Source organism: Pseudomonas tremae (assembly GCF_001401155.1).
GTDB classification, from domain to species: domain Bacteria; phylum Pseudomonadota; class Gammaproteobacteria; order Pseudomonadales; family Pseudomonadaceae; genus Aquipseudomonas; species Aquipseudomonas tremae.
Genome location: NZ_LJRO01000362.1, coordinates 18,911 through 39,575 on the forward strand (window position 1 = coordinate 18,911; position 20,665 = coordinate 39,575).

17 protein-coding genes, 1 tRNA gene and 6 pseudogenes are annotated in these 20,665 nt (G+C 53.3%); 9 read left to right on the plus strand and 15 right to left on the minus strand.

Annotation, left to right across the window (positions count from 1 at the left end):
* Position 1 precedes the first annotated feature (1 nt).
* From pal to ALO43_RS20365, 5 genes are all read left to right on the plus strand, one after another.
* Entirely contained in the window at positions 2-505 is a 504-nt protein-coding gene (gene pal, locus ALO43_RS20345; protein ID WP_005891998.1) for a peptidoglycan-associated lipoprotein Pal, read from the plus strand.
* Between the two features lie 6 nt (positions 506-511).
* Positions 512-1,327: a tol-pal system protein YbgF gene (ybgF, locus tag ALO43_RS20350; protein ID WP_054991122.1), complete on the plus strand. Its 816-nt coding sequence runs from the start codon at positions 512-514 to the stop codon at positions 1,325-1,327.
* Between the two features lie 171 nt (positions 1,328-1,498).
* Positions 1,499-2,146 carry a 7-carboxy-7-deazaguanine synthase QueE gene (queE, locus tag ALO43_RS20355; protein ID WP_005892003.1) on the plus strand — a complete coding sequence of 216 codons (648 nt, stop codon included), beginning with the start codon at positions 1,499-1,501 and terminating at the stop codon, positions 2,144-2,146.
* 1 nt (position 2,147) lies between these two features.
* Entirely contained in the window at positions 2,148-2,837 is a 690-nt protein-coding gene (gene queC / locus ALO43_RS20360; protein WP_005892007.1) for a 7-cyano-7-deazaguanine synthase QueC, read from the plus strand.
* A gap of 63 nt (positions 2,838-2,900) precedes the next feature.
* Positions 2,901-2,976 (plus strand) — tRNA-Lys (locus ALO43_RS20365).
* A gap of 400 nt (positions 2,977-3,376) precedes the next feature.
* Here ALO43_RS20365 and ALO43_RS30790 read toward each other — a convergent pair.
* Positions 3,377-3,664, minus strand: coding sequence for a hypothetical protein (locus tag ALO43_RS30790; RefSeq protein ID WP_162235612.1), 288 nt, complete (start codon positions 3,662-3,664; stop codon positions 3,377-3,379).
* Positions 3,665-3,691: 27 nt separating this feature from the next.
* Positions 3,692-3,911 (minus strand): annotated as a pseudogene (locus tag ALO43_RS29315) (transposase); the annotation flags it as partial.
* Positions 3,912-3,977: 66 nt separating this feature from the next.
* Here ALO43_RS29315 and ALO43_RS31590 point away from each other — a divergent pair.
* Together ALO43_RS31590 and hopQ1-1 are read left to right on the plus strand one after the other, a co-directional pair.
* A pseudogene (locus ALO43_RS31590) lies at positions 3,978-4,208 on the plus strand (hypothetical protein); the annotation flags it as partial.
* A 267-nt stretch (positions 4,209-4,475) separates the two neighbouring features.
* Positions 4,476-5,684 carry a type III secretion system effector HopQ1-1 gene (gene hopQ1-1, locus ALO43_RS20380; protein ID WP_024671431.1) on the plus strand — a complete coding sequence of 403 codons (1,209 nt, stop codon included), beginning with the start codon at positions 4,476-4,478 and terminating at the stop codon, positions 5,682-5,684.
* Between the two features lie 207 nt (positions 5,685-5,891).
* Here hopQ1-1 and ALO43_RS20385 read toward each other — a convergent pair whose 3' ends face one another.
* The 5 genes and pseudogenes from ALO43_RS20385 to xopG all read right to left on the minus strand — a co-directional run bounded on the left by ALO43_RS20385 (position 5,892) and on the right by xopG (position 10,810).
* Positions 5,892-6,092: a hypothetical protein gene (locus ALO43_RS20385; RefSeq protein WP_024671432.1), complete on the minus strand. Its 201-nt coding sequence runs from the start codon at positions 6,090-6,092 to the stop codon at positions 5,892-5,894.
* Positions 6,093-6,327: 235 nt separating this feature from the next.
* The gene (locus tag ALO43_RS20390) at positions 6,328-7,515 is read right to left on the minus strand and encodes a phenylacetate--CoA ligase family protein (RefSeq protein WP_005892018.1); all 1,188 of its coding nucleotides are present in this window, start codon (positions 7,513-7,515) and stop codon (positions 6,328-6,330) included.
* Positions 7,516-7,595: 80 nt separating this feature from the next.
* Positions 7,596-8,972 (minus strand): MATE family efflux transporter, encoded by a 1,377-nt coding sequence (locus ALO43_RS20395; RefSeq protein ID WP_053486592.1) that lies wholly within the window; start codon positions 8,970-8,972, stop codon positions 7,596-7,598.
* A gap of 303 nt (positions 8,973-9,275) precedes the next feature.
* A pseudogene (locus ALO43_RS31595) lies at positions 9,276-9,455 on the minus strand (SOS response-associated peptidase); the annotation flags it as partial.
* A gap of 710 nt (positions 9,456-10,165) precedes the next feature.
* Positions 10,166-10,810 (minus strand): annotated as a pseudogene (gene xopG / locus ALO43_RS31600) (XopG/HopH/AvrPtoH family type III secretion system effector).
* 753 nt (positions 10,811-11,563) lie between these two features.
* Between xopG and ALO43_RS20405 the strand changes: the two are divergent.
* Both ALO43_RS20405 and ALO43_RS31080 read left to right on the plus strand, forming a co-directional pair.
* On the plus strand, positions 11,564-12,046 hold the full coding sequence (locus ALO43_RS20405; RefSeq protein WP_054997982.1) for a hypothetical protein: 483 nt from the start codon (positions 11,564-11,566) through the stop codon (positions 12,044-12,046).
* 570 nt (positions 12,047-12,616) lie between these two features.
* Entirely contained in the window at positions 12,617-12,769 is a 153-nt protein-coding gene (locus ALO43_RS31080) for a hypothetical protein (RefSeq protein ID WP_155495947.1), read from the plus strand.
* 111 nt (positions 12,770-12,880) lie between these two features.
* Here the strand turns inward: ALO43_RS31080 and ALO43_RS20410 are convergent, their stop codons facing one another.
* The 8 genes and pseudogenes from ALO43_RS20410 to ALO43_RS20445 form a co-directional block, all read right to left on the minus strand.
* On the minus strand, positions 12,881-13,129 hold the full coding sequence (locus tag ALO43_RS20410) for a hypothetical protein (RefSeq protein WP_005892027.1): 249 nt from the start codon (positions 13,127-13,129) through the stop codon (positions 12,881-12,883).
* 90 nt (positions 13,130-13,219) lie between these two features.
* A pseudogene (locus tag ALO43_RS20415) lies at positions 13,220-13,483 on the minus strand (DEAD/DEAH box helicase family protein); the annotation flags it as partial.
* Positions 13,484-13,568: 85 nt separating this feature from the next.
* Entirely contained in the window at positions 13,569-15,071 is a 1,503-nt protein-coding gene (gene proP, locus ALO43_RS20420) for a glycine betaine/L-proline transporter ProP (protein WP_024668762.1), read from the minus strand.
* A 116-nt stretch (positions 15,072-15,187) separates the two neighbouring features.
* A pseudogene (locus ALO43_RS29355) lies at positions 15,188-15,413 on the minus strand (hypothetical protein); the annotation flags it as partial.
* 322 nt (positions 15,414-15,735) lie between these two features.
* On the minus strand, positions 15,736-17,061 hold the full coding sequence (locus ALO43_RS20430) for an aminotransferase class V-fold PLP-dependent enzyme (RefSeq protein WP_005892036.1): 1,326 nt from the start codon (positions 17,059-17,061) through the stop codon (positions 15,736-15,738).
* 39 nt (positions 17,062-17,100) lie between these two features.
* Positions 17,101-17,997, minus strand: coding sequence for an EamA family transporter (locus ALO43_RS20435; protein ID WP_005892038.1), 897 nt, complete (start codon positions 17,995-17,997; stop codon positions 17,101-17,103).
* Between the two features lie 25 nt (positions 17,998-18,022).
* Complete coding sequence (locus ALO43_RS20440; RefSeq protein ID WP_005892040.1) at positions 18,023-19,252, minus strand: ATP-grasp domain-containing protein; 1,230 nt, start codon at positions 19,250-19,252, stop codon at positions 18,023-18,025.
* A gap of 31 nt (positions 19,253-19,283) precedes the next feature.
* A complete protein-coding gene (locus ALO43_RS20445; RefSeq protein ID WP_024689915.1) occupies positions 19,284-20,615 on the minus strand; it encodes an ATP-grasp domain-containing protein in 1,332 nt (443 codons plus the stop codon).
* Positions 20,616-20,665: the final 50 nt, after the last annotated feature.

The following is a 20,665-nucleotide window of genomic DNA, read 5'->3' on the forward strand; positions in this document are numbered from 1 at the left end:
GATGGAAATGCTGAAGTTTGGTAAATTTGCTGCGCTGGCTCTGGCCATGGCTGTAGCTGTAGGTTGCTCGTCCAAGGGCGGCGACAACGCCGGCGCTGGCGGTGCTGCTGTTGATCCTAACGCTGGTTACGGCGCTAACTCTGGTGCCGTTGACGGCTCCCTGAGCGAAGAAGCTGCTCTGCGTGCAATCACCACCTTCTACTTCGAATACGACAGTTCGGACCTGAAGCCAGAAGCCATGCGCGCTCTGGATGTTCACGCCAAAGACCTGAAAGCTAACGGCGCTCGCGTTGTTCTGGAAGGCAACACCGACGAACGTGGTACTCGTGAGTACAACATGGCACTGGGCGAGCGTCGTGCGAAAGCCGTTCAACGCTACCTGGTTCTGCAAGGTGTTTCCCCAGCTCAGCTGGAACTGGTTTCCTACGGCGAAGAGCGTCCAGTTGCTACCGGCAACGACGAGCAGTCGTGGGCTCAGAACCGTCGCGTCGAACTGCGTAAGTAATTTGACATGCGAACGTGCCGACGTGCTCTAACCGTTTTGGCCCTCACTCTTCCGCTTTCAGCGATGGGTGCGGCACCTGTGGTCGATAATAATTCTGGCTCTGGCAGCAGCAGTTATCCGCCAGCGGGTTATGGCACGTCCGGCGCCTACGCCGGGGGAGGGGTTACGGCCCCTGCCTCGGCGCAAGGTCAGCTGTTCATGCAGCTGCAGCAAATGCAGGATGAAATCGCGCGCTTACGCGGTGTTGTAGAGGTCCAGCAAAACGATATCCAGCGCATGAAGCAGGAAGCTCTGGAGCGTTATCAGGAACTCGATCAACGTATAGCCAGTGGCACTGCCGCTCCGGCTACCAATAATTCTCAACCTTCTGGTGGCGCTATCGACGCCAGTGGGACGCCTTCGGCTTCAGCAGCCCAGGCTCCGGCAGCAGGCACCGAGCCTCCTGACCCGGCGAAGGAAAAGCTCTATTACGAAGCTGCCTTCGATTTGATCAAGGCGAAGGATTTCGATAAGGCCAGTCAGGCTTTTACCGCTTTCCTACGCAAATACCCGAACAGTTCGTACGCGGGCAATGCCCAGTACTGGCTGGGCGAGGTAAACCTGGCCAAGGGTGACCTTCAAGGTGCCGGTCAGGCGTTTGCAAAAGTCAGCCAGCAGTACCCGAAGCATGCCAAGGTGCCTGATTCTCTGTACAAACTGGCAGATGTTGAACGTCGCCTAGGTCATACCGACAAGGTAAAAGGCATTCTGCAGCAGGTTGTAGCCCAGTATCCGGGTACATCGGCTGCCCAGTTGGCGCAACGTGATCTTCAGCGTTTGTGACCTCCTGACCCGCTGATCAAGAAAGCCGCGCCAGTCGCGGCTTTTTTCGTTAGAATCTCGCCCCCGAAATTCCGGTACACCTTACGCTTTTCCGGATTCTGCAATGGCAGGGTCCTTTGAAGTGCCTGACGGAGGCGGACGGCCTGTTTAGCTGTTACGCCCGTGGCTGATATGCAAGACACATTACGCATCACCGAAATATTTCACTCGTTGCAGGGTGAAACCCGTACGGCTGGCCTGCCTACCGTATTTGTCCGCCTGACCGGTTGCCCTCTGCGCTGCCAGTATTGCGACAGTGCCTACGCGTTCAGTGGCGGCACTATTCAGACGCTGGACGACATCGTCGGACAAGTTGCGTCCTATCGCCCTCGTTACGTCTGCGTGACCGGCGGCGAGCCGCTTGCCCAACCCAACGCGATCCCGTTACTCAAGCGCCTCTGTGATGCGGGCTATGAAGTGTCGCTGGAGACCAGTGGCGCTCTGGACATCTCTGCAGTTGACCCTCGGGTGAGTCGCGTTGTCGATCTCAAGACCCCAGGGTCAAAAGAGGTCTCGCGTAACCGCTACGAGAACATGGAGCTGCTGACGCCGAACGATCAGGTCAAATTCGTCATCTGCTCACGCGAGGATTACGACTGGGCTGTTTCCAAGCTCATCCAGTACGGCCTTGAGCGTCGTGCAGGTGAAGTTCTGTTCTCTGCCAGTCATCACGAGCTTAAAGGCCGTGACCTGGCCGACTGGATCGTTGCTGATAACCTGCCGGTACGCCTGCAGATGCAGTTACACAAAATTCTTTGGGATGACGAGCCGGGGCGCTGAGATGAATGAATTGACCAATACCGGTAAAAGAGCCGTGATCCTGCTGTCGGGTGGCCTGGATTCGGCAACCGTTGTGGCGATGGCGCTGGCTGAGGGCTACGCCTGTTACACCATGAGCTTCGACTACGGCCAGCGCCATCGCGCCGAGCTGGACGCAGCTGCACGTGTCGCCCGCGATCTGGGCGCCGTCGAGCACAAGGTCATTGGCCTGAACCTCAACGGCATTGGCGGCTCGGCATTGACCGACAGCTCCATTGCCGTACCTGAGTCACCCTCAGAAGGCATTCCGGTCACCTACGTGCCTGCGCGCAATACCGTATTTCTCTCGCTGGCGCTGGGTTGGGCTGAAGTGCTGGGCGCACGGGACATATTCATTGGTGTGAACGCAGTGGATTACTCCGGCTACCCGGATTGCCGTCCCGAGTTCGTCGAGTCCTTCGAGCGCATGGCTAACCTGGCGACCAAGGCCGGTGTGGAAGGGCAGGGCTTCACAATCAGAGCTCCGCTGCAGAACCTGAGCAAGTCGGATATCGTCAAGGCCGGTAGCGCTCTGGGCGTCGATTACTCGCTGACGGTTTCCTGCTATCAGGCCGACGATCAAGGTCGGGCGTGCGGTAAATGCGACAGCTGTCGCCTGCGCGCAGAAGGCTTTTCTGCTGCCGGCATGACCGACCCGACGCGTTATTTTTAAATTTTTTCAAAATAGGTGTTGAATTACTGATAAAAATCAGTAATATACGCGCCACACAACAGAGGGTCGTTAGCTCAGTTGGTAGAGCAGTTGGCTTTTAACCAATTGGTCGTAGGTTCGAATCCCACACGACCCACCATTTCGAAAATCTGGAAGGCCCATGAAAATGCGGATTTCCAGGTTTTTTTTTGCGTTGCAGATCGTCATGGTCAGATAGCGCCTCTGCGTATCCGCCATGGCGTTGAAGCAACGATCTGTAAAACAGTTGGCAAGTCTTTCGAAGCCGAAAGCAGGCGATACCGTTTGAGCGCGATGCGCACCCAGACAAGCAGCCGCTTGTCACGAAACATAGCGCCGGCAAGCCGTGATCTCAAGTTGCAAGGCGGAATGCTGCTTAAGACATACTGGAGGTCGGGCGTATTTTTCATCCTGACGCAGTGCGTGGCTGTTATCGGCTGTTGTGCACGGTTATTGAAAAAAATGCGTGCTTTGGTGAGTGCTTACGATGATGGCATTTTGGGCTCCAGCGTATCGTTGACTCACTTTGAAGATCTACTGTTCCAAGGGATCCTGTAATAGCCGTCAGGCGCTTGAGTCGATGTCTTGCCTTCGCCGATTGCGGCTGTGTCTTCCTCCGCCGCAATCTGGACAACCACCTCGCCTGCAGCATTTTCTCTGATCCAGCGAGCAATATCCTCCATCTCGTCGAATTCATATTCCATCTCCGGTGCGTCCGATATCTGACGCAATGCCTGCGCTTTGGCCTCGTGTGAGGTGCCAGTCTCGCTATAACCAAAAGTCGGAGTCGAGTTCAATAAATTGATCAAAGGTACGGTCTTTTTTAATTCGAGACGCTCCGTCATCGCGCCAGTCACGAAAACGCTGATACACCGTCGACCAAGGCCCAAAGCGTTCCGGCAGATCACGCCAGGCAGCACCTGAGCACAAAATCCAAAGGATTCCGTGGAGTACCAGACGATCATCACTACGTGGGCGACCCATTTTCTGCTCGGGAGAAACCAGATCCTTGATCAATTCCCACGATGCGTCGGAGAGTTCGTAAAGCTTTGCCATGCGGGCCTCCAGCCAATCATGGCGGCAACTCTACCCCTACCGACTTTTCGTACAAAACCTAGAGCTGCCGGCCAGATCAACTCCGCGTTTGTGCCAACCGATTATCTGACCGCTCGTGCGATACCAGCGTTTGAAACTAGTCAGCGTTATTGTCTGCAGGCTATTGAGCGAAAGGTAGTCTCGAACGGTTTGACGTTCAATAACAGTTTCAGCCACGCGCCCGATGCTGCGCTCGATCAGGTTAACCGCGAGTCTTCCTACCCGACGTTAAAATCGTACATACCGATTTTTATAGGACCGAGCAAAGCGTGGTTCACATATCAGCGGTTCAAATCAAATCCGCAAATGCTGTAACCCGGAGCGCGCAGCACTGGATCATAGTGATGAAACCAAAACGGCGTTGCTTGCCACACAGCAGGTTCATCTATCCAGGAGGTCGACTCAATGCATCGTCCTATCACCGCAGCCTCTACCACCTCACCTCTCATCCTAGATCAGTCAAAACAAATATCACGCACCTCATCGGAAAGTAGCGTGCAATCAGTGCTTCCTCAGCAGACAAGTATGAGTGGCCCAGTTTTAGAGCGGTCGAAAAGTGCGCCAAAGTTATTGACTGCTGCACAGCGCACGATGCTTGCACAAGTGGGCGCATGTGACTCTCATTTGACCTCAGACGAAAACATGGCCATCACCGAACTGAGATTACACAAGCCCCGGTTACCGAAGGATACGTGGTTTTTTACTGATCCTAATAAGGACCCAGATGATGTCGTGACCTACACCTTGGGCAAGCAATTGCAGGCTGAGGGCTTTGTGCATATCACGGATGTAGTGGCGACACTGGGTGATGCTGAAGTTCGCTCTCAACGTGCCGAGATGGCCAAAGGCGTGTTCAACAAGCTTGAGTTGTATGACGTGCATGTGTCGCGTGGTCGGGATTACGCAATGAATTCGCGTCAGTCGAAGGAGCATGCCAAGTTTTTACTGGAAGGTCATGCTTTAAGGGCAGGACCTGGTGAAATACACCGTGACAGCTTGCAGGACATGAGCAGGCGCCTGACCCGTGCGCCACATGGACTTAGTATTGTCGTAATTGCAGGCATGAGTGATATCAATGCGCTTATCACTACCTACCCGGATATCGTGCGTGAGCGGGTTGATGACATCACCATTATGGGCGGAGTCGAGCCTTTGAAGGACGCAGATGGTTTTGTACAGCCTGATGCACGCGCTTACAATAATGCGACCGACATGGATGCCGCGCGCAGTCTTTATCGAAAAGCGCAGGAGCTTGGCATTCCACTTCGTATAGTGACAAAGGAGGCAGCTTATAAAACGGCGGTTTCGCCTTCATTTTACGAAGGGATAGCAGGGAGCGGACACCCAGTAGGCCACTACCTGAGAGACGTTCAGAAGAGTGCGCTGAAAGGCCTCTGGGAAGGTATTCAAGCTGGATTGCTTCCTGGGTTGGATGACTCATGGTTCTTTCGGACGTTCATGCCGAATGCACAGACTGAAGCAGTACAGCAGGATAAAAATAAAGAGAGATCGTTTGATGATATCTGGCCTAAAGTGACGAAACTAAACCTGTATGATCCTCTGACATTACTGGCCTCAGTGCCGGGTGCGGCGAAACTGCTATTTAAACCAAAAGCTATACACTCAGAAGGATTGGGTGTGGTAGAGCAAGTAGGTCCAGATGATGTGACGCATCCAGAGAAAGCAAAGTTATTGATGTCCGCTTTAGCCAAGTCTGCGCTTGTCCAGTCGTAGTCCCGGATTGACCCACGGCAAATGCCTACAGGGATCAGGCCCCCTTGTTTCGCATCGACGATGGCCTGGCAGAGTGAAGACACTGTTTGTTGGTCACTCTGTCATGTCTGTCAGCTGAGCCGGTGACGGAGCATCTTCTTTTTCCAGCTGCCCTCGATGTGTAGGGGTTTAAATGCCTACACACGAGCCTTTGCCGTCTTATCCTCCTTACCGTGTGCTAAGTTTAAATCCCCGCCCATAAACAAGATTGAACGTGTCTATCGCATGCAGTATTTCTTCGTCAGGTAGGCTGGCGGAAACTGTCAGTACCGGTTTGTCATCCGCATCTCGCACTGTAGCAGTATGGGGACTCGACTCCCGATCAATCTGAATATCATTGGGGGCTACGAGATAAATAGCGTTTTTCATGTGCGTCTTCCGTGATTGCTGGTGGAGTTTGGAAATTGAACAGTTTTCGCTGCGAGAAAGGTGATTCTCTATCATCGATACTTTCGCGCCGAAGATCCAAAAGCGTGTAAATATTAGCCTGTTCGTTTCAGTTTCGTGGACTCTGACCTCTGGCGCTTCCGAATCCTCTAAAAAACTGCACCGACACCGCCAAAGGCCCCGTCGGTGCAGCTACTCACTCGTTCACATCAGCCATTCAGTTTCGGCGGTCGATGATGTAGAGCATTTTGCCTCGCTCCGAGACCGCGTAGTCTCTGGCATCCTTGCGCAGGACCGACACGCTGCCTTGGTCTTTCTGATACGCCTCGTTGATGTCGGGGATATCGGCGATGGCTGTTTCGATTCTGGCGCGTTCGTCTTCATCGACTTCAGAGGCCTCAACGAAAATAGTCACCAGTTCCTTGCGCTCTTCGGTCACTGACAAGTGGACTTGAATTTCAAGGGAGCGGCCCAGTGTCTGTTTGATAGCATGCTGAATGATGCCTAGACCGATGAGGTTGCCCATGAAGTTGAAGCTCATGTCCTCCCGCTGGATGTCTGTCAGGTAGAGCTTGTCGCCTTTCATCGAAAGGGTTGCGGTGTCTCCTAGGCGATACCTCAGCAGCGGCGTGAAGTTCTCTCGGGTCAGCGACGTGATGAGGATGCTGTCGCCTTCTTTTTCGATGAAATACTTGTCGGACAGAAACTCATATTCAGTGTGGCACGGGCTGTTGGTGAAACCCAGAATGCCGCCCTCGGAACTGCCATACACACCGACAATGGAGACCTGTTCGCCAAAGGCTTCCCTGATGATTTTCTTCTGAAAGGTTTTCAGGCCTTCGCCATTGAAGACGATCTTTTCGATGTCGATGTGCACGCCGTGCTGTTGCATGGCGTTGATAAACTGCAAGATGGTCGATGGTACGCCTAGCAGTACGTTGAGCTTGATCGAGTTGAGTGCCTCGAAGTGACTCTTGGTCAGCAGGGTGATGTCGCCCACCGACGCCACATGAGCACCGCAGTTACCGGCCATCATGGTAGTGATGTTGTTCAGGGCAGAAAACAGATTGATGGTGAACAGGTTGGCGCAGCGATCACCAGGTTGAATGAAGCCGTTGCTGCGAAAGACGTTGGAGCGGGAGCTGTCTTCATCGACTTCGCAGTCGTAGTAGTAATAACAGCGTTTAAGGTTGCCGCTGGTTCCACTGGTAAAGCCGATCAGGCAGTTTCGCTCATTGCGTTTTAAACAGCGTTCAGTCTGTGCCGCGAAGCCGTCCTTGTCCATGATCGGTACGTGGGTTCTGAAGTCCTGATAAGTGAATCCTTCAAAATCGTTGTTCTGGTGGATTTTAGCGGCAGTGCTGGAAATTCTGCTCCATTCCTTTTCCATATCGTAGGCAGTCATGCGAGTCCTCTATAGTCCGTTTTTTGATTTCCTGGACATCCTGCCCACCTGACGACAGCAAAGGGTGGGCAAAACGTGGACTATGAGTTACTCCGGTGTAGGGATCGGTTCCCTATTGAATGGATCTCGATGTCCAACATCTTTTTCATGAGCAGATGCGCGAGCCAGCAGGCACAAAAGGCCACTATGGTGTTACCCAGCAACTGCCCGAGCATTACCCCGACGCTGCCAAATTTATGTGCCCCATACCACACAAACGGCATGGTTCCCAGGCTGGCGCGCAGCCAGCCGAACAGTGTGACGTAAGCCGGTCGCCCCATACTGAGGAAGACTGAGGTGGCAATGAATTGCAGCCCGATGAGCGTCCAGAGGGCGCCGCCCCATCGGCAGAACGCGAAGAACACGACCTGGCCTTCACCGGCGATATGAAACAAGCTGGCTAATGGCTCAGCGAGCAGAATGAGTAACAGCGAGGTCACTGAGCCGTAGCCGATCAACAACCCGTATGTCATCTTTATGGCTTGCGATACGCGAGCAGTGTTCATTGCGCCCAGGTTTTGGCCCAATATAGGGATCAGCGCACCGGGCAAGGCGAACACGACACAAAAAGCAACCTGAATGACCCTGTCGATCACCCCGATAGTCGCCAGCGCCTGAGACCCGAACGGCGCCATCGCAGCTATTACGTAGGCCATGCCCACTGGAGTCGCCAGGTTGCCAGTCACCGCTGGCAAGGCGGTTCGTCCGATATTTCTGATGTCACCTGACAGGTTCTTCAGGCTGACCCGACAGGTCAAATGGGCGACTCGGTGAACGTAGTAAAACCCCAGACAGGCCGATACCAGGCTCGATATCAGGTAGGCGATGCCGGCACCCACCAGGCCTAAATCGAACACCACAATAAGCAGCGGATCTGCGATGGCAACGGCGGCCGTCGCCGTCAGCAGGGTCCACATCGCCTGTTTGCCGAAGCCTGCACTGCGCAGGATCTGCACGCATAGCTGCTCGACAGCGACCAGCACCGAAGCCGGAAGGGTTAGCCACAGATATTCACGCGCCGCGGTAAAACTGTTGCCCTCTCCGCCTAACATGCTGATGGCCTGGTCGAGAACTATTAGCTCAAGCGCAGCGCCACAAACGGTAGCCATGCTGGCAAGCAGCACACCACTACTGGCGAGGCGTCTGGCTTGATCCGGCAGGCCGCTGCCGAGGCTTCTCGAAACGATTGTCGAGACCGCCACGGCGATGCCAAGGATCATCGAAATGAGGAAGAACATCAGGGTTTTGGCTATAGCGAACGCAGCCAGCAAACTGTCGTCACGCAGCATCGCAATGTAAACCACGGTCAACACTTCGATTAGAAAGATCGACAGCAGGCTGGTCGCACTGGTGCTGGTCATGAACACAAGATGCCGTAACAACGACCCAGAGGTGAAGGCTGCTTTGTTAACCGCCATTGATCCTTATCTTCTCACTGATCTCAGAAGAGCACGGCATTGCATCACTGACGCTCTGTATGAAAAGTGGCTAAGCTCCGTGATGATGCGTCAAAACAAGCTCAGAACACTCATTTACAATCCGTAGAAACCGCTTCCTCGCCTTTTTTGCCTTGCATGAACCACACCCCCGTACTTTTCGTACGCGGTCTAATATGTGGTCATCAGGGCTTGTGGGTTCCGAAGAAAGATTTAAAGCTGGCTGATATGTCGCTCAAGAAGCTCCACGCTGATTGCGAGCACGGCCGTTTTCGATTGCAAGCCGCTACAGGTAAGCCCCTCTGTAGGTGCTTGAGAATCGTGGTCCTCTGCGCGTTCGTCTGAACGGCGTAGGAATGGGCCTATGTAGCCAGGCCACAGATCGAGTCTGCCTTGTTCAAACGGTGCTACGCCGAACGCCTCGGCTACCTTGTGCGGTGACGGTGCTTCGTAATGGCTGCACATAGAGCCTCACTGGATCATGTAGGTGTTCTAGTGTGAGACGCCGCCCTGCCGCGCCGTTTCATTTAATCGACTGGTTAGAGTTTCAGGGAGCAGCGATAAGAACTTGCACTTAAGACCAGTGCCTGTCCGCAACCCTCTTGCAGCCTGGCAGGTACGATAAAAAAACAGTTTTATAAAACCGTTTCCGCAGACGTTATGTCGATCCCTAAACCTCAGATTATGGCGTCACCACTTTTTTCAGGGCTTAGGGCTCCATCAATAGTAGGCTGGCGTCCCTCGCACATTCGCAGAACGCCGAGCATCGCTGCTTTCATAGCTCGCGCGATCCCTGTCGCAGGCTGGGCGTGTGCGGCGGCTGAGTTAGGACTGATAGTCTACAAGACAGTTGCAACTTATAACTCTATTGTGAGCACCGAAGATCAGGTTTTCTAGCAATGAACGAACCCCTTGATTACAAAATACTGGATGGCATTGTCTTCTGCAACACACCGCTAAGAGTGGGCATGTTGTATCTAACCTTAAAATAAGGACGTTGGGATACACAAGCATTTGAACAAGCCAAACTTAGCGATGTTCCACTCATTGCCGCTCTCAAGGGACGACAGTCAGTATCACTTGGCCAATTCGAAAGGTATAAGCCGAAACTTTTGAAAATTTCGGCTTACCCTTTTTAATTAACTGCTTACTATCAGACTATTTTTAGATTGTATTTACCAATTTCCAGAACGTGCATAGGTTCGCCGCAAGGGTAAGCCATGCTCTTGTCGGATGGAGTTCTCGCTGGGCTCCCCTGAGTTTGCATATTTGCCAAGCCCTACTGCTCTTAACTCTTCCTTGCCAGACGGTGTGGAAGCGGATGATGCAGACCTGGTCACTTCACCACCATATTTGAGAGTGCCAGCCAAGTGATGCTTAGCGTGAATGAGCTCATGAGCAAGTGCAACATACGCAATCTCGGGGTTGGCACCTTCCACCGGAACACCTTGCTCATTAAGGTTGGGCTCCGCGGTATGCTTACTCCAAGGGATTTCAGAAGCAACGCCCCGTTTACTAAAAGCGCTGCTTCAGCTTGCATTTTTTATCAACGCTTTATCAAATGTCTTCTGATCTGGATTACTTCCTAAGTTCTCCCACTGTGCTGGAGTCAGCCTGGGTTTAGCAACAATCGCTTGTCCTGGGCCTGCTTCGACTATAGTCACTTTTTTATCATGATCGGATAATGCCTCAACCTCTTGAAGAAGACGTCTGCCACTCGGACGCTCGTCAATTTTTTGAAGGGCTTCAGTAACCTCGTGGCGAAAGTTAGGAGAAGTGTGCGCGCCGATACCAATGCTTGGATAACGCTCCATCTTCATTTCCTCTCTATGCAATTGTTGATGACTTCAGTTGATTTCTTGCGTCCTCGACTGTCGTTTTTAGTGCTTCACGGATGGGTTCGCTACGAAACCACATCAGGCGGTGAGTGGCTCCATTCAAAAAAAAATTCCACTTGCGATACTAAATTAAAATTAACTTGAATCCATTTTTCCGCTGCTTTATTTTATTTAAAATACCCGGCTTTAAAGTTATAAATGGGTTCAACCTCTACTGCCGAGACTTAAAAAATTCAAATGGTTTAATCTGATGGATCTCTGCCAAACATTTTTGCCAACGGAGCGTGAGATTGCAGGCATCAATTTCTACACAGCTGGGATTTCCAGCAGAATAGCCTAGGCCATTCGCAGTTGGTCTGCCCGAAGCCACGCTTGTCGCAGGCCATTGCAGGTAGTATTGCAGGACAGCACGTACAGCTAAAGAGCAGCCATGAAAGCAGGGATAGCAGTAACAATTGCATTCGGGGTCTTTGTTAAGTGGATGCCAAACTCAGATACCGGTAAAGACAAAAGCCTAGACAGATAAAAGTTTTCGCGGGGGGGGGCGATAATCGAGTAGTTCGGGAATGCCCATCTGCGTAAACCCTCGTGCAGCCTGGTCGGCTCGATAAAAACCACCGTCTGATGGACTCCAAAATCATCGATTTTTCAGTCGCATTATTGTGATTTTCCCTAGGATTAATTCATTTTCGATTAGATTTCTTCGTCACTGACCGTCAAATTTCAGAGGCCGTTATGCAAACCTATATACCCTGTTCAAAAAATCCTCCTACCGTTGGTACAGTTCTGCTGACTTCCTATGGCTCATTCGCGCACGAAAACGAGATACCTAAATCTTGTGCTGCCGACGCGTTAAGAATAGGCAAAGAGCTCGCTGATGGTTTCGATGGCGAGGCTCATCATCTAGGCGCTCTGATGCTGATTATTTCTGACTTTCCAGCAGAGCCGCTGCTGAAAGCATCTGCTGCCAAGAAAGGTTCTTTACTAGGAATTACTTCGCTTGGCTACCTATTATCCTATGGATCTACTGGTGAAAAAGCGAAGCGAATCATCGAAGCAGGTTGTGGTATTTTTCTCGTCAGATTGAGTGGTGATATTGAAAACCCTAAAGCAAAAATTGAAGTTTTTAGCTCTTGGTCTCAGTACCAGAAGTTTCTTGAGCCCATTTTGAAGACCGGTGACTTTTATCCAGTGAAAACGTCGTCGTTTTCCGAATAACAGCTCTTGAGTGCTGGGTTGGAATCCGGCAAAAAAACGTCGCCGTTACAGATTTTGAAAAGGGAATCATTGCCGTTCGGTGCGCAACCGTCGCAGGCCGGGCAGCCATGAAACGGCGAGCCATCAACCTATACTCTCAGCACCAGTGCAAGCTTGTATTGGTCGCTGGCTTCGGTCTGCACGCACGCCTCAAGCGTTGCCCTTAAACCCTCATGCTGCTTGGTCGGTTTGATAAAGCCACCGTCTGACGGTCGTGCTCTGGTTGCTGCCCGAGTCACCCGAAACGCCTGAAGAACTGCTGCCTGACGACAATCCGCTCGACGAACCACTTCCCGAACCTGAAGATGTGGTCATACCGGATCGGACTGTGCTTTTGGAAAGGTAAAATGTGTTCAGCAAATAGACAGAGTTTGTATTTGCAACAAAATATTTCTTAGTTAGCTTTCAATACGGTCCACCTAGCCCCTGTCGCAATACTGCTCAGCGTAGCGATGCGACATTAATTATCCAGGCGCTTTTTTGGCCTGTCTAATAGGAGAGCAAAAATGAAAATTGTTAACGGCGGGCCTGGTGGAAACGGGGGAGCCGGTGGGGCTGGCGGATATGGTGGGGCTGGAAGCGGCGGTGCGGCTGGCGGTGCAGGCGGAAACGGCGGTGATGGGGGTGACGGCTAAGATTGAAGGCTCTTATCAGACTTGTCAGTTCGATGGTTTGTCTGAGTAGATACCGAGCAGGTGAGAATGAGGGCAAGGAGGAGTGCAGTAGTAGCAACCCTCCTTATCAGCCAGTCTGTCAGTTGATCAGAGCATAACGCTTTTCAACGAGGTACAGACTTCAGTTTGAACGAGCGTTGGTTCTGATCATCATCTGCAGAATCATACACACTGCACTGACAAAAAATGCGGAAAAAATGAGCGGCCCGAACTCTTGAACCAAGCGCAGTTGGTCGAAGTTCGGGTCCTGCATCAGAGAAACCATGGAAAGCAGGACGTAACCAACGATGAGCAGAAAGCCGCATCCGTTACCAACTTTAGAGATTCTGAGCAGTACAGGTTCCAGATTTGAAACAATCGATTTGAGCATGAAGAGCTCCCACGGCAGCTTGACCTATAGGCTTGATGGCGAAGATTAAAGCAATCGTAGCTGCTTTGCAGCAGTGGGTTCTTTGAGTCAGTGCGCCTTATCAATGACCATTACCGCGAAACGGTTTGCGTGCATGACAAAATCGCCCAGTCGCTCGTAGTTGACGATGATCCAGCCAGCGTTCGCATCAACGGTTTGCATGGCAATCTGAGCCTGAGGGAACACCATCAGGATCTCACGCTGCCAGTTTATGATCAGGCTGTTGAGTACAATTACCAGAACCGGTTTACCTTGGGCACGTATACCAGCGGCAATCACCGCCTGGCGTGTTTTGTCCAGCCCCATGTCGTCGGCAGGCATGAAGAGGCGATCAGGCGAAGGTCCGTTTTGCGGACCAGAAGTGCTAGATCGCCAACTTTTTCAAGCAGGTACTTGCTTATCAATCGATCCGTGGATGCTGTTGCACCAGTGCTTCACGCTTGGCTTGCAGTTCGGCTATCTGCGTGTCGAGGTCTTCGATCTTGTGTTCGATGTTATCGTGGTGCTCTTTCAGCAGCTCACGAGCTTCTTCCATGTCGGAAGCAGCGGGCGCCGCACCGCGTAGGGGCTTGTTGGCGGTTTCCTTCATGGTGATGGCGGTCACGAAACCAACGACGGCTATGACCATGAGGTAATAGGCCGGCATGTACAGGTTATTGGTGGTTTCCACCAGCCAGGCCACCGCTGTCGGTGTTAGACCAGCGAGCAATACCGAGACGTTGAAGGCACTGGCCAGCGCGCTGTAACGGATGTGCGTGGGAAACATGGCCGGCAAGGTCGAGGCCATCACTCCGATGAAAAAATTCAACAGCACCGCGATCATCAACAGGCCGGCGAAGATCAGGCCGATTTTGCCACTGTTAATCAACATGAAGGCTGGAATGGCCAGCAGGAATAGGCCAATGCTGCCCACAAGAATGAAAGGCCGGCGCCCGACCTTGTCACTAAGGAAGCCGATCAGCGGCTGCACGAACAGCATGCCGACCATGATTGCGACAATGATCAGCACACCGCGGTTTTCACTGTAGTGCAGGTTATGCGTCAGGTAGCTCGGCATGTAAGTGAGCAGCATGTAATAGGTGACGTTAGTAACCGCAACGACGCCAATACAGGTCAGCAAACTGCGCCAGTGCTTGGTTGCGACCTCCTTGAACGACACCTTTGGCCCATCGGAAAGACCTTCACGGTCGCCCTGTTCGAGCTTGTCCATGTGCTGCTGGAACGCCGGGGTTTCTTCCAGGTGGTGACGCAGGTACAGGCCGATCATGCCCAGCGGCAATGCCAGGAAGAACGGCAGGCGCCAGCCCCACTCGAGAAACCTCTCTTCGCCGACGATCGAGGAAATCATCACAACTACACCTGCGCCGAGCACGAAGCCAGCGATCGAGCCGAAGTCAAGCCAACTTCCAAGGAAGCCCCGCTTGCGGTCCGGCGCGTACTCAGCGACGAAGATCGAGGCACCGGTATATTCGCCGCCCACTGAGAAACCCTGAGCCATCTTTGCCAACAGCAGCAGAATAGGTGCCCATATACCGATGGTCGCGTAGGAGGGAATCAACCCAATGGCGAAGGTGCTGAGCGACATGATGACAATGGTCGCCGCGAGAATCTTTTGCCGACCGTATTTATCGCCCAATGCGCCAAAGAACAACCCACCCAGCGGGCGGATCAAGAAAGGAACGGAAAAAGTGGCCAGGGCAGCGATCATCTGCACGCTAGGGGACGCGTTGGGAAAGAACACCTTACCCAGAGCGTAGGCGACGAATCCGTACACGCCGAAATCGAACCACTCCATGGCATTACCGAGCGCCGCAGCCGTGATCGCCTTGCGCACCTTGACGTCGTCAACGATAGTGATGTCGCTCAATCCAATCGGACTGACTTTTTCTTTACGTGGTTTCATACCATTACTCTATAACAAATCATTTGGTGAGGAAGGCGACTTTAAATACAGTTGTCAGACAGGACACTTGTGGATCAGATACCTATGGTACGCAAATAATTCAATGCTGAAAGATTTCACCTTACGAACAGCTGTGCCGGACCGTCGCCCCGGTGTAGTGGTGATCTGATCCCGGACACGACGTTAAGATTTTTTCCGTCCTGAGCGGGCGGCAGTCCATCATTGAGCTGGTATGGCCGAATCCAGTTGTAACGATGCATCATGACTGATACCCCGCTGAGCATCTTGGGCCGCCATGTAGTCTACGGTCGGTATCCACTCAGTTTTCAAGCTGCGCAATACCATCCGACGCGCAGACAGACCCATAGCCACCGCTAGGTAATGCCATTTTTCTTTTAACCAATTGGTCTTAGGTTCGAAGCCCATACGACCCACCATTTCGAAAATCTGGAAGGCCCATGAAAATGCGGATTTGCAGGTTTTTTTGCGTTGCGGATTGTGATTTTCAGGATAGCTGCCTTGAGCTTCCGTAAATGGCTTGAAGGTCGAGCACCAAAGCTGAGGCATTTTGAATATGCGCGCTTATCGATTGAGTGGCCGACGAGACAGCCGCTGCACTTGCATGATTCAAGTGTCAGAGGCTGCACGAGTTAAGAGCTGGGCGTCATGTGAAAGTGCGCATGACCTTGAGAGTCTTTTCGATGTCCTCAGGCGTATTGATAATCCCGGCGGAGAAACGCACTGTTGAATGACGGTAGGGAGTAGCGCTGGCGATGATCTTCTGTGCTTTCAACTTCGCCACCACATCTCTGGGCGTCCAGCCTTTGACGTCGCAGCACACGATTCCAGCCGAAAATTGCGCGGAGCGTGGAGTGTGCAGATGCACATTCGGCAGTTTTTCCAGACCTTCCTTCAGTTGCCCGTTAAGTTCGGAAACACGATCGGCAATACGTTTGCGGCCGACCTTTCTGGCAAACTCGAACGCTTCGATCACTCCCCATTGGTTCTCAAATGCCAGAAAGCCGCCGGGGCTTACCCATGCTGCTTGAGTTTCTCCTTGCGGTTCGCGCTCTTGCCGCCAGGCATTTGCAGGCTCGGCTGCCATGATCGTGGGGATGGTCGGCGTGATTTGTGCCCACTGACCTTCGCGGCCCCAGACCAGCCCCGTTCCGTGTGGGCCGAGCATCCACTTGTGCGTGCCGGCACTGAAGAAGTCGCAACCCAGGCTGGCGACCTGCGCCTCGGAGCAGCCAAAGCCATGGACGCCGTCGATCACATAGATGATCCGGTCGGCTTCGGAGCGATCACGATTGATCCGTGTGACGATTAGGCCTATTTCCTTGACCGGTAAGCGCACGCCTGTGCCAGAGTGCACCCAGGTCATGGCGAGTATGCGAGTTGAGGGTCGGATAGCGGCTTCGATGCGAGCGATGATGGCATCGATACTAACGTCCTCGGGGCCTTGGTAAAGGTCGATGCGCCTGATGCTTCCACCCCATTTAAGCACTGCCAGACGCATTGCCTCGTCGTGGGTGTACCACTCGTGGCTGGTCGTCAGGATTTCCTGGTCAGCTGTCAGTTTCAGACCGTTGTAGATCATCGCCAGCCCCTGCGTGGTACTGGTGGTCAATGCGATGTCCTCGGCGCGTCCCCCAGTGTAGTTTGCCGCTGCTGCACAGACCTTGCGCCAGACCATGTCTTCTGGCTTGGCGAACATATTGTCTTCCAGGTAGGTGTAGGGGTTTTCGTCGAAGGCTTTTCGATGATGGGCCATTGCGTCGCGCACGGCCTTGGGGTTGGAGGCCAGAAAGAAGTTCGAAATGTGCACGAACTCCGATGACAGGTTGAACTGCGCACGCACCGATGCCCAGTTGTCTGGATCAAGCGCCATCACCGCTTTATCCTGTTCAGAAGGCTGTGCCGCTTTCGCACTTGCCACGCCTGCAAACATGCTGCCTGCTATCAGGGTTGCTCCAACAGTGGCACCCATAAAATCGCGTCTTCCCAAACTCATATTATTCCCTGCCGGTCATATTGGCGTGCGCGCAGAACGCGCGAATACAGCATTGAAAATACGCTGCCCATACAGGCCGACGGCCAGGCCAAGCACAATCAGCACTATTGCCAGTACTTTGCTGATCGGTACGCTTTCGTTGAATAAAACGACAGACCCGAGCATGCCGAAGATCGGTACCAGCAACGAGAGGGGGGCAACGGTCGAAACCGGGTAGGTTTTGAGCAGTGAGTTCCAGATCCAGTAGGCGAACAGCGTATTGGGATAAACCTGAAACACGATCGACAGTAAGGCAGTTGTGTCTACCTGATTGACGAAAGCGGCATAACCAGCACTGCCATTGACAGCATAATCGAGAGCAAATAGAGGGATAGGCGCGAAGGCACTGGACCACACCAGAAAGCCGAATACATCCTTGGTGCTGGCCTTTTTATTGATGATATTGGCAATGCTCCAAGATACCGCGCCAACCAGTACCAGTAGCACGCCAGGCAGGCTTACTGAGCCATCGCTGATCCCGATGATGCACAAGAGCCCGGCAAGCGCGATCAACATCCCCAGCACCTGAAAACGGGTCAACGCCTCCTTGAATACCCAGCCGCCGAGCAGTATGGTGAAAAATGCGCTGAATTGCAGAACCAGCGAGGCGATACCCGCCGACAGGCCCGCCTTGATGCCAAGATTGACCATCCCCCACAGGCCAATGCCGAATACCAGGCCATAACCGATTATGTAGCGCCATGGCACGTCCGGTTTACGGATGAAAAAGATTGCCGGTAACGCACAGAGACTGAAGCGGATACCCGCGAGAATGAAAGGGTCGACGGTGGCCAGTCCCAGTTTGATTACTGAGAAATTCACGCCCCAGATTGCTGTTATCAGTACAGCCAACACTACGTGCAGTGGTTTCATGGTTGAGTTGCCTTGATGAGAGAGATCACGCGACGGATGTCAGGTCCTGGGTGAGGTTCACCCGCGAAAACAGTGTTCGCATCCAGTCGCGGGTCTTCTGTGGGCGAGCGGTCTTGACGATGCCAGCCAGTGGCACCTCGAAAGCTGAATACGTGACGTGATCGGGCAGTAGCGCACCCATAGGAAGCTCGTTCCACTGCACGACATATGGGCTCGTGCGCAGTTCATCCGCGCCGTCCAGGCCTTGGAATGTTCTTTGCGGGTGGGCATGGCCGGGGAAAACAAACCAGCCGAAGCCCAGGTCCGGTTGTTGCCCGATCAAAGACGGGATGTCCAGTTCGCCTTCAATGTGAATTCGCAGTTCTGCTGACGGCAAGTGTATGCCGGTGGCCAGCTCATAGGTCGCGACGACGTCTGCACCACCGACCCGGTTGCCCACTTCAAGGAATACCGGCTCATCGGCATCCATGATCGCTTCCAGATGGAACGCGCCGTTGTAGATCTGCACCGCTTGCAGTGCTTCACTGACCCAGTCCTGCATCTGTGTTGTGGTCTCCAGATGCCAGGAACCAAGCGGAGCTCCGCGCTCCATGTAGTCCAGGCACGTTCCAACATATTCACTGGATATCAGAGTGATTATCTGACCTCTCAACACCAGGCCGTCAAAATGCCGGATGGGGCCTGCGATATATTCCTCGACCTGAAAGTCTTCGATGCGCAGCGACAGGCCGCTGATTTTGCGCCTTATTTCATCGAAGGCATGTGACGGTTGCTGGTAAATACTCACATCGGCGCTTGATGCGCCGCTGTGTGGCTTAAGTACGGTTGCTCCGGGCCACGGCACATGCCCTTGCAGTTCGAGGTAGCGGTCAAGTGCCATGAAACGCGGCACTCGCAAATATCGCGCCTGGACAGCCGTCTTCATTTCCAGCTTGTTGCGTGACAGCGTCACGGCTGTCAGGGAAGCCCCTTCGACATCAAGCATTTCACGCAGGCGTGCAGCGTCAAGCAGCTCATACTCGGACATCGAAATGATTCGTTCAAAGCGTTGGGGAAAGCGTGTCAGCCAATCCAGCACTTCCTCGCAGGCGCTGGTCAAACCAGGTCGAACGACACGTTCACAGCGCAACGTCGCTGGCAGTGTATTTATCGCCGACTGTGTTCCCAGGTAAGTAACATCATGCTGTTGATGGTCGACGCCACGGTGATATTCGATACGCGTATAAGGAACGCGGTGAAGGATAAGAATTTTCATGCCAATGGTCTCGATGCTTTAGAGAATCGAATCAGGAAGCGACCTTGAACTGCTGCCCGGATGCAAGTTTGCGATTCAGAACTTCCAGCCACTGCTCCCGCATTGTCGCCACCAGATCGCGTATATCCACCCTCGCGTCATGCAGCGCTATACAGGCGTGGGCAACGAAGTCGCTGTTGTCTCTGGGGACTGCGTTAATCAGACGTGCCTGGCCGGATATCCATGCACATTCGATCAGGGCAATATCCTTCTTTTCCATGCCGAGTTTCTGCGCGGCGAGGATCAATGTGTCGTTGACCATTGTCTGGACCTCGCCCAGCTCGGCTACCTCGAACGTCATGTCATGAGGCACGCCAAGCATCACTGTTGCGGCGCTGCAAGTGGCGGCGGGCATCGCTGTCGGAACGGGTACTGCGAACACCGAGTCGACCCAGGCTGCATACATATCAAGTCCGTGAACTGCGTGTGCAAGTGTCCAGATTTTCATGCCGCCTGGGCGGCGGTTTGGCTCGATCACCGCAGTGCTGAAGTCGTTATCGCTGAGCTTTATTTCATTGTGAAACGGGCCTGTTTGCTGGCCCACCAGACGATTGACCTGCTCGCCGGCCTGACGTATGGCCTGGCGCTCCTGCTCGCTCAGGCGAGCTGGCAGTATCTGCGCCACCTCTACGGGATATCGCCCGCTGGCGCTGATTTTTTCTGTGATAAACCACAGGTCACCCAGCCCATCGTAGGAATACTCACGGGTGAATGTGATGAAGGCTTCAGCCAGCACGCCCATGTCCAGGTAGGGCGCAACTTCCGCGAATGCCTGCTCGCAATCGCCTCCCGGCATTACTATTACTACGCCACGATTGTTACCTTCGCACGCAGGCTTGAGCACGAACCCGCTATCCTGGCGCAGGGCAAAATTGCGTACATCATTGACGCACTTAATCTGCTGAAAATCTGGCAACAGGACACCCAACTTTTTGAGCTGGAGGTGCATACGCCTCTCGGCGATGCGGTACGCCAGTTTGTCAAACGCGCCAAGTGCCAGCCCCGAGTCATCAACCTGCAGGCCGAGCTGTTCCAGCAAGACTGCGCCGCTGGCCACAGCGTTATCGGAAAAGACCATGCCTGCGGAGATTCTTATAGCGTCGTCACCCAATATACCGAGCGCCCTATGGATGAAATCGGGGGCCAGGGGATCGGCGTCGATTACCCGGTCACTCATGTGCAAGTCATGTTCCTGCGGAGAGCCCCGTACCAGCCACGTTTCGGCATTCCATCGTTTGCGCGCGTAGTTGCGTATATGCAGGACATCACCGATTCGGCTCAGGTTGTAGTCCACTAATAGCAATACTGGCGATTGTTGAGGCATGTTAATCATCTCCAATGCTAGGGCGGATCATAGGCAGGGGTAATGTTCCA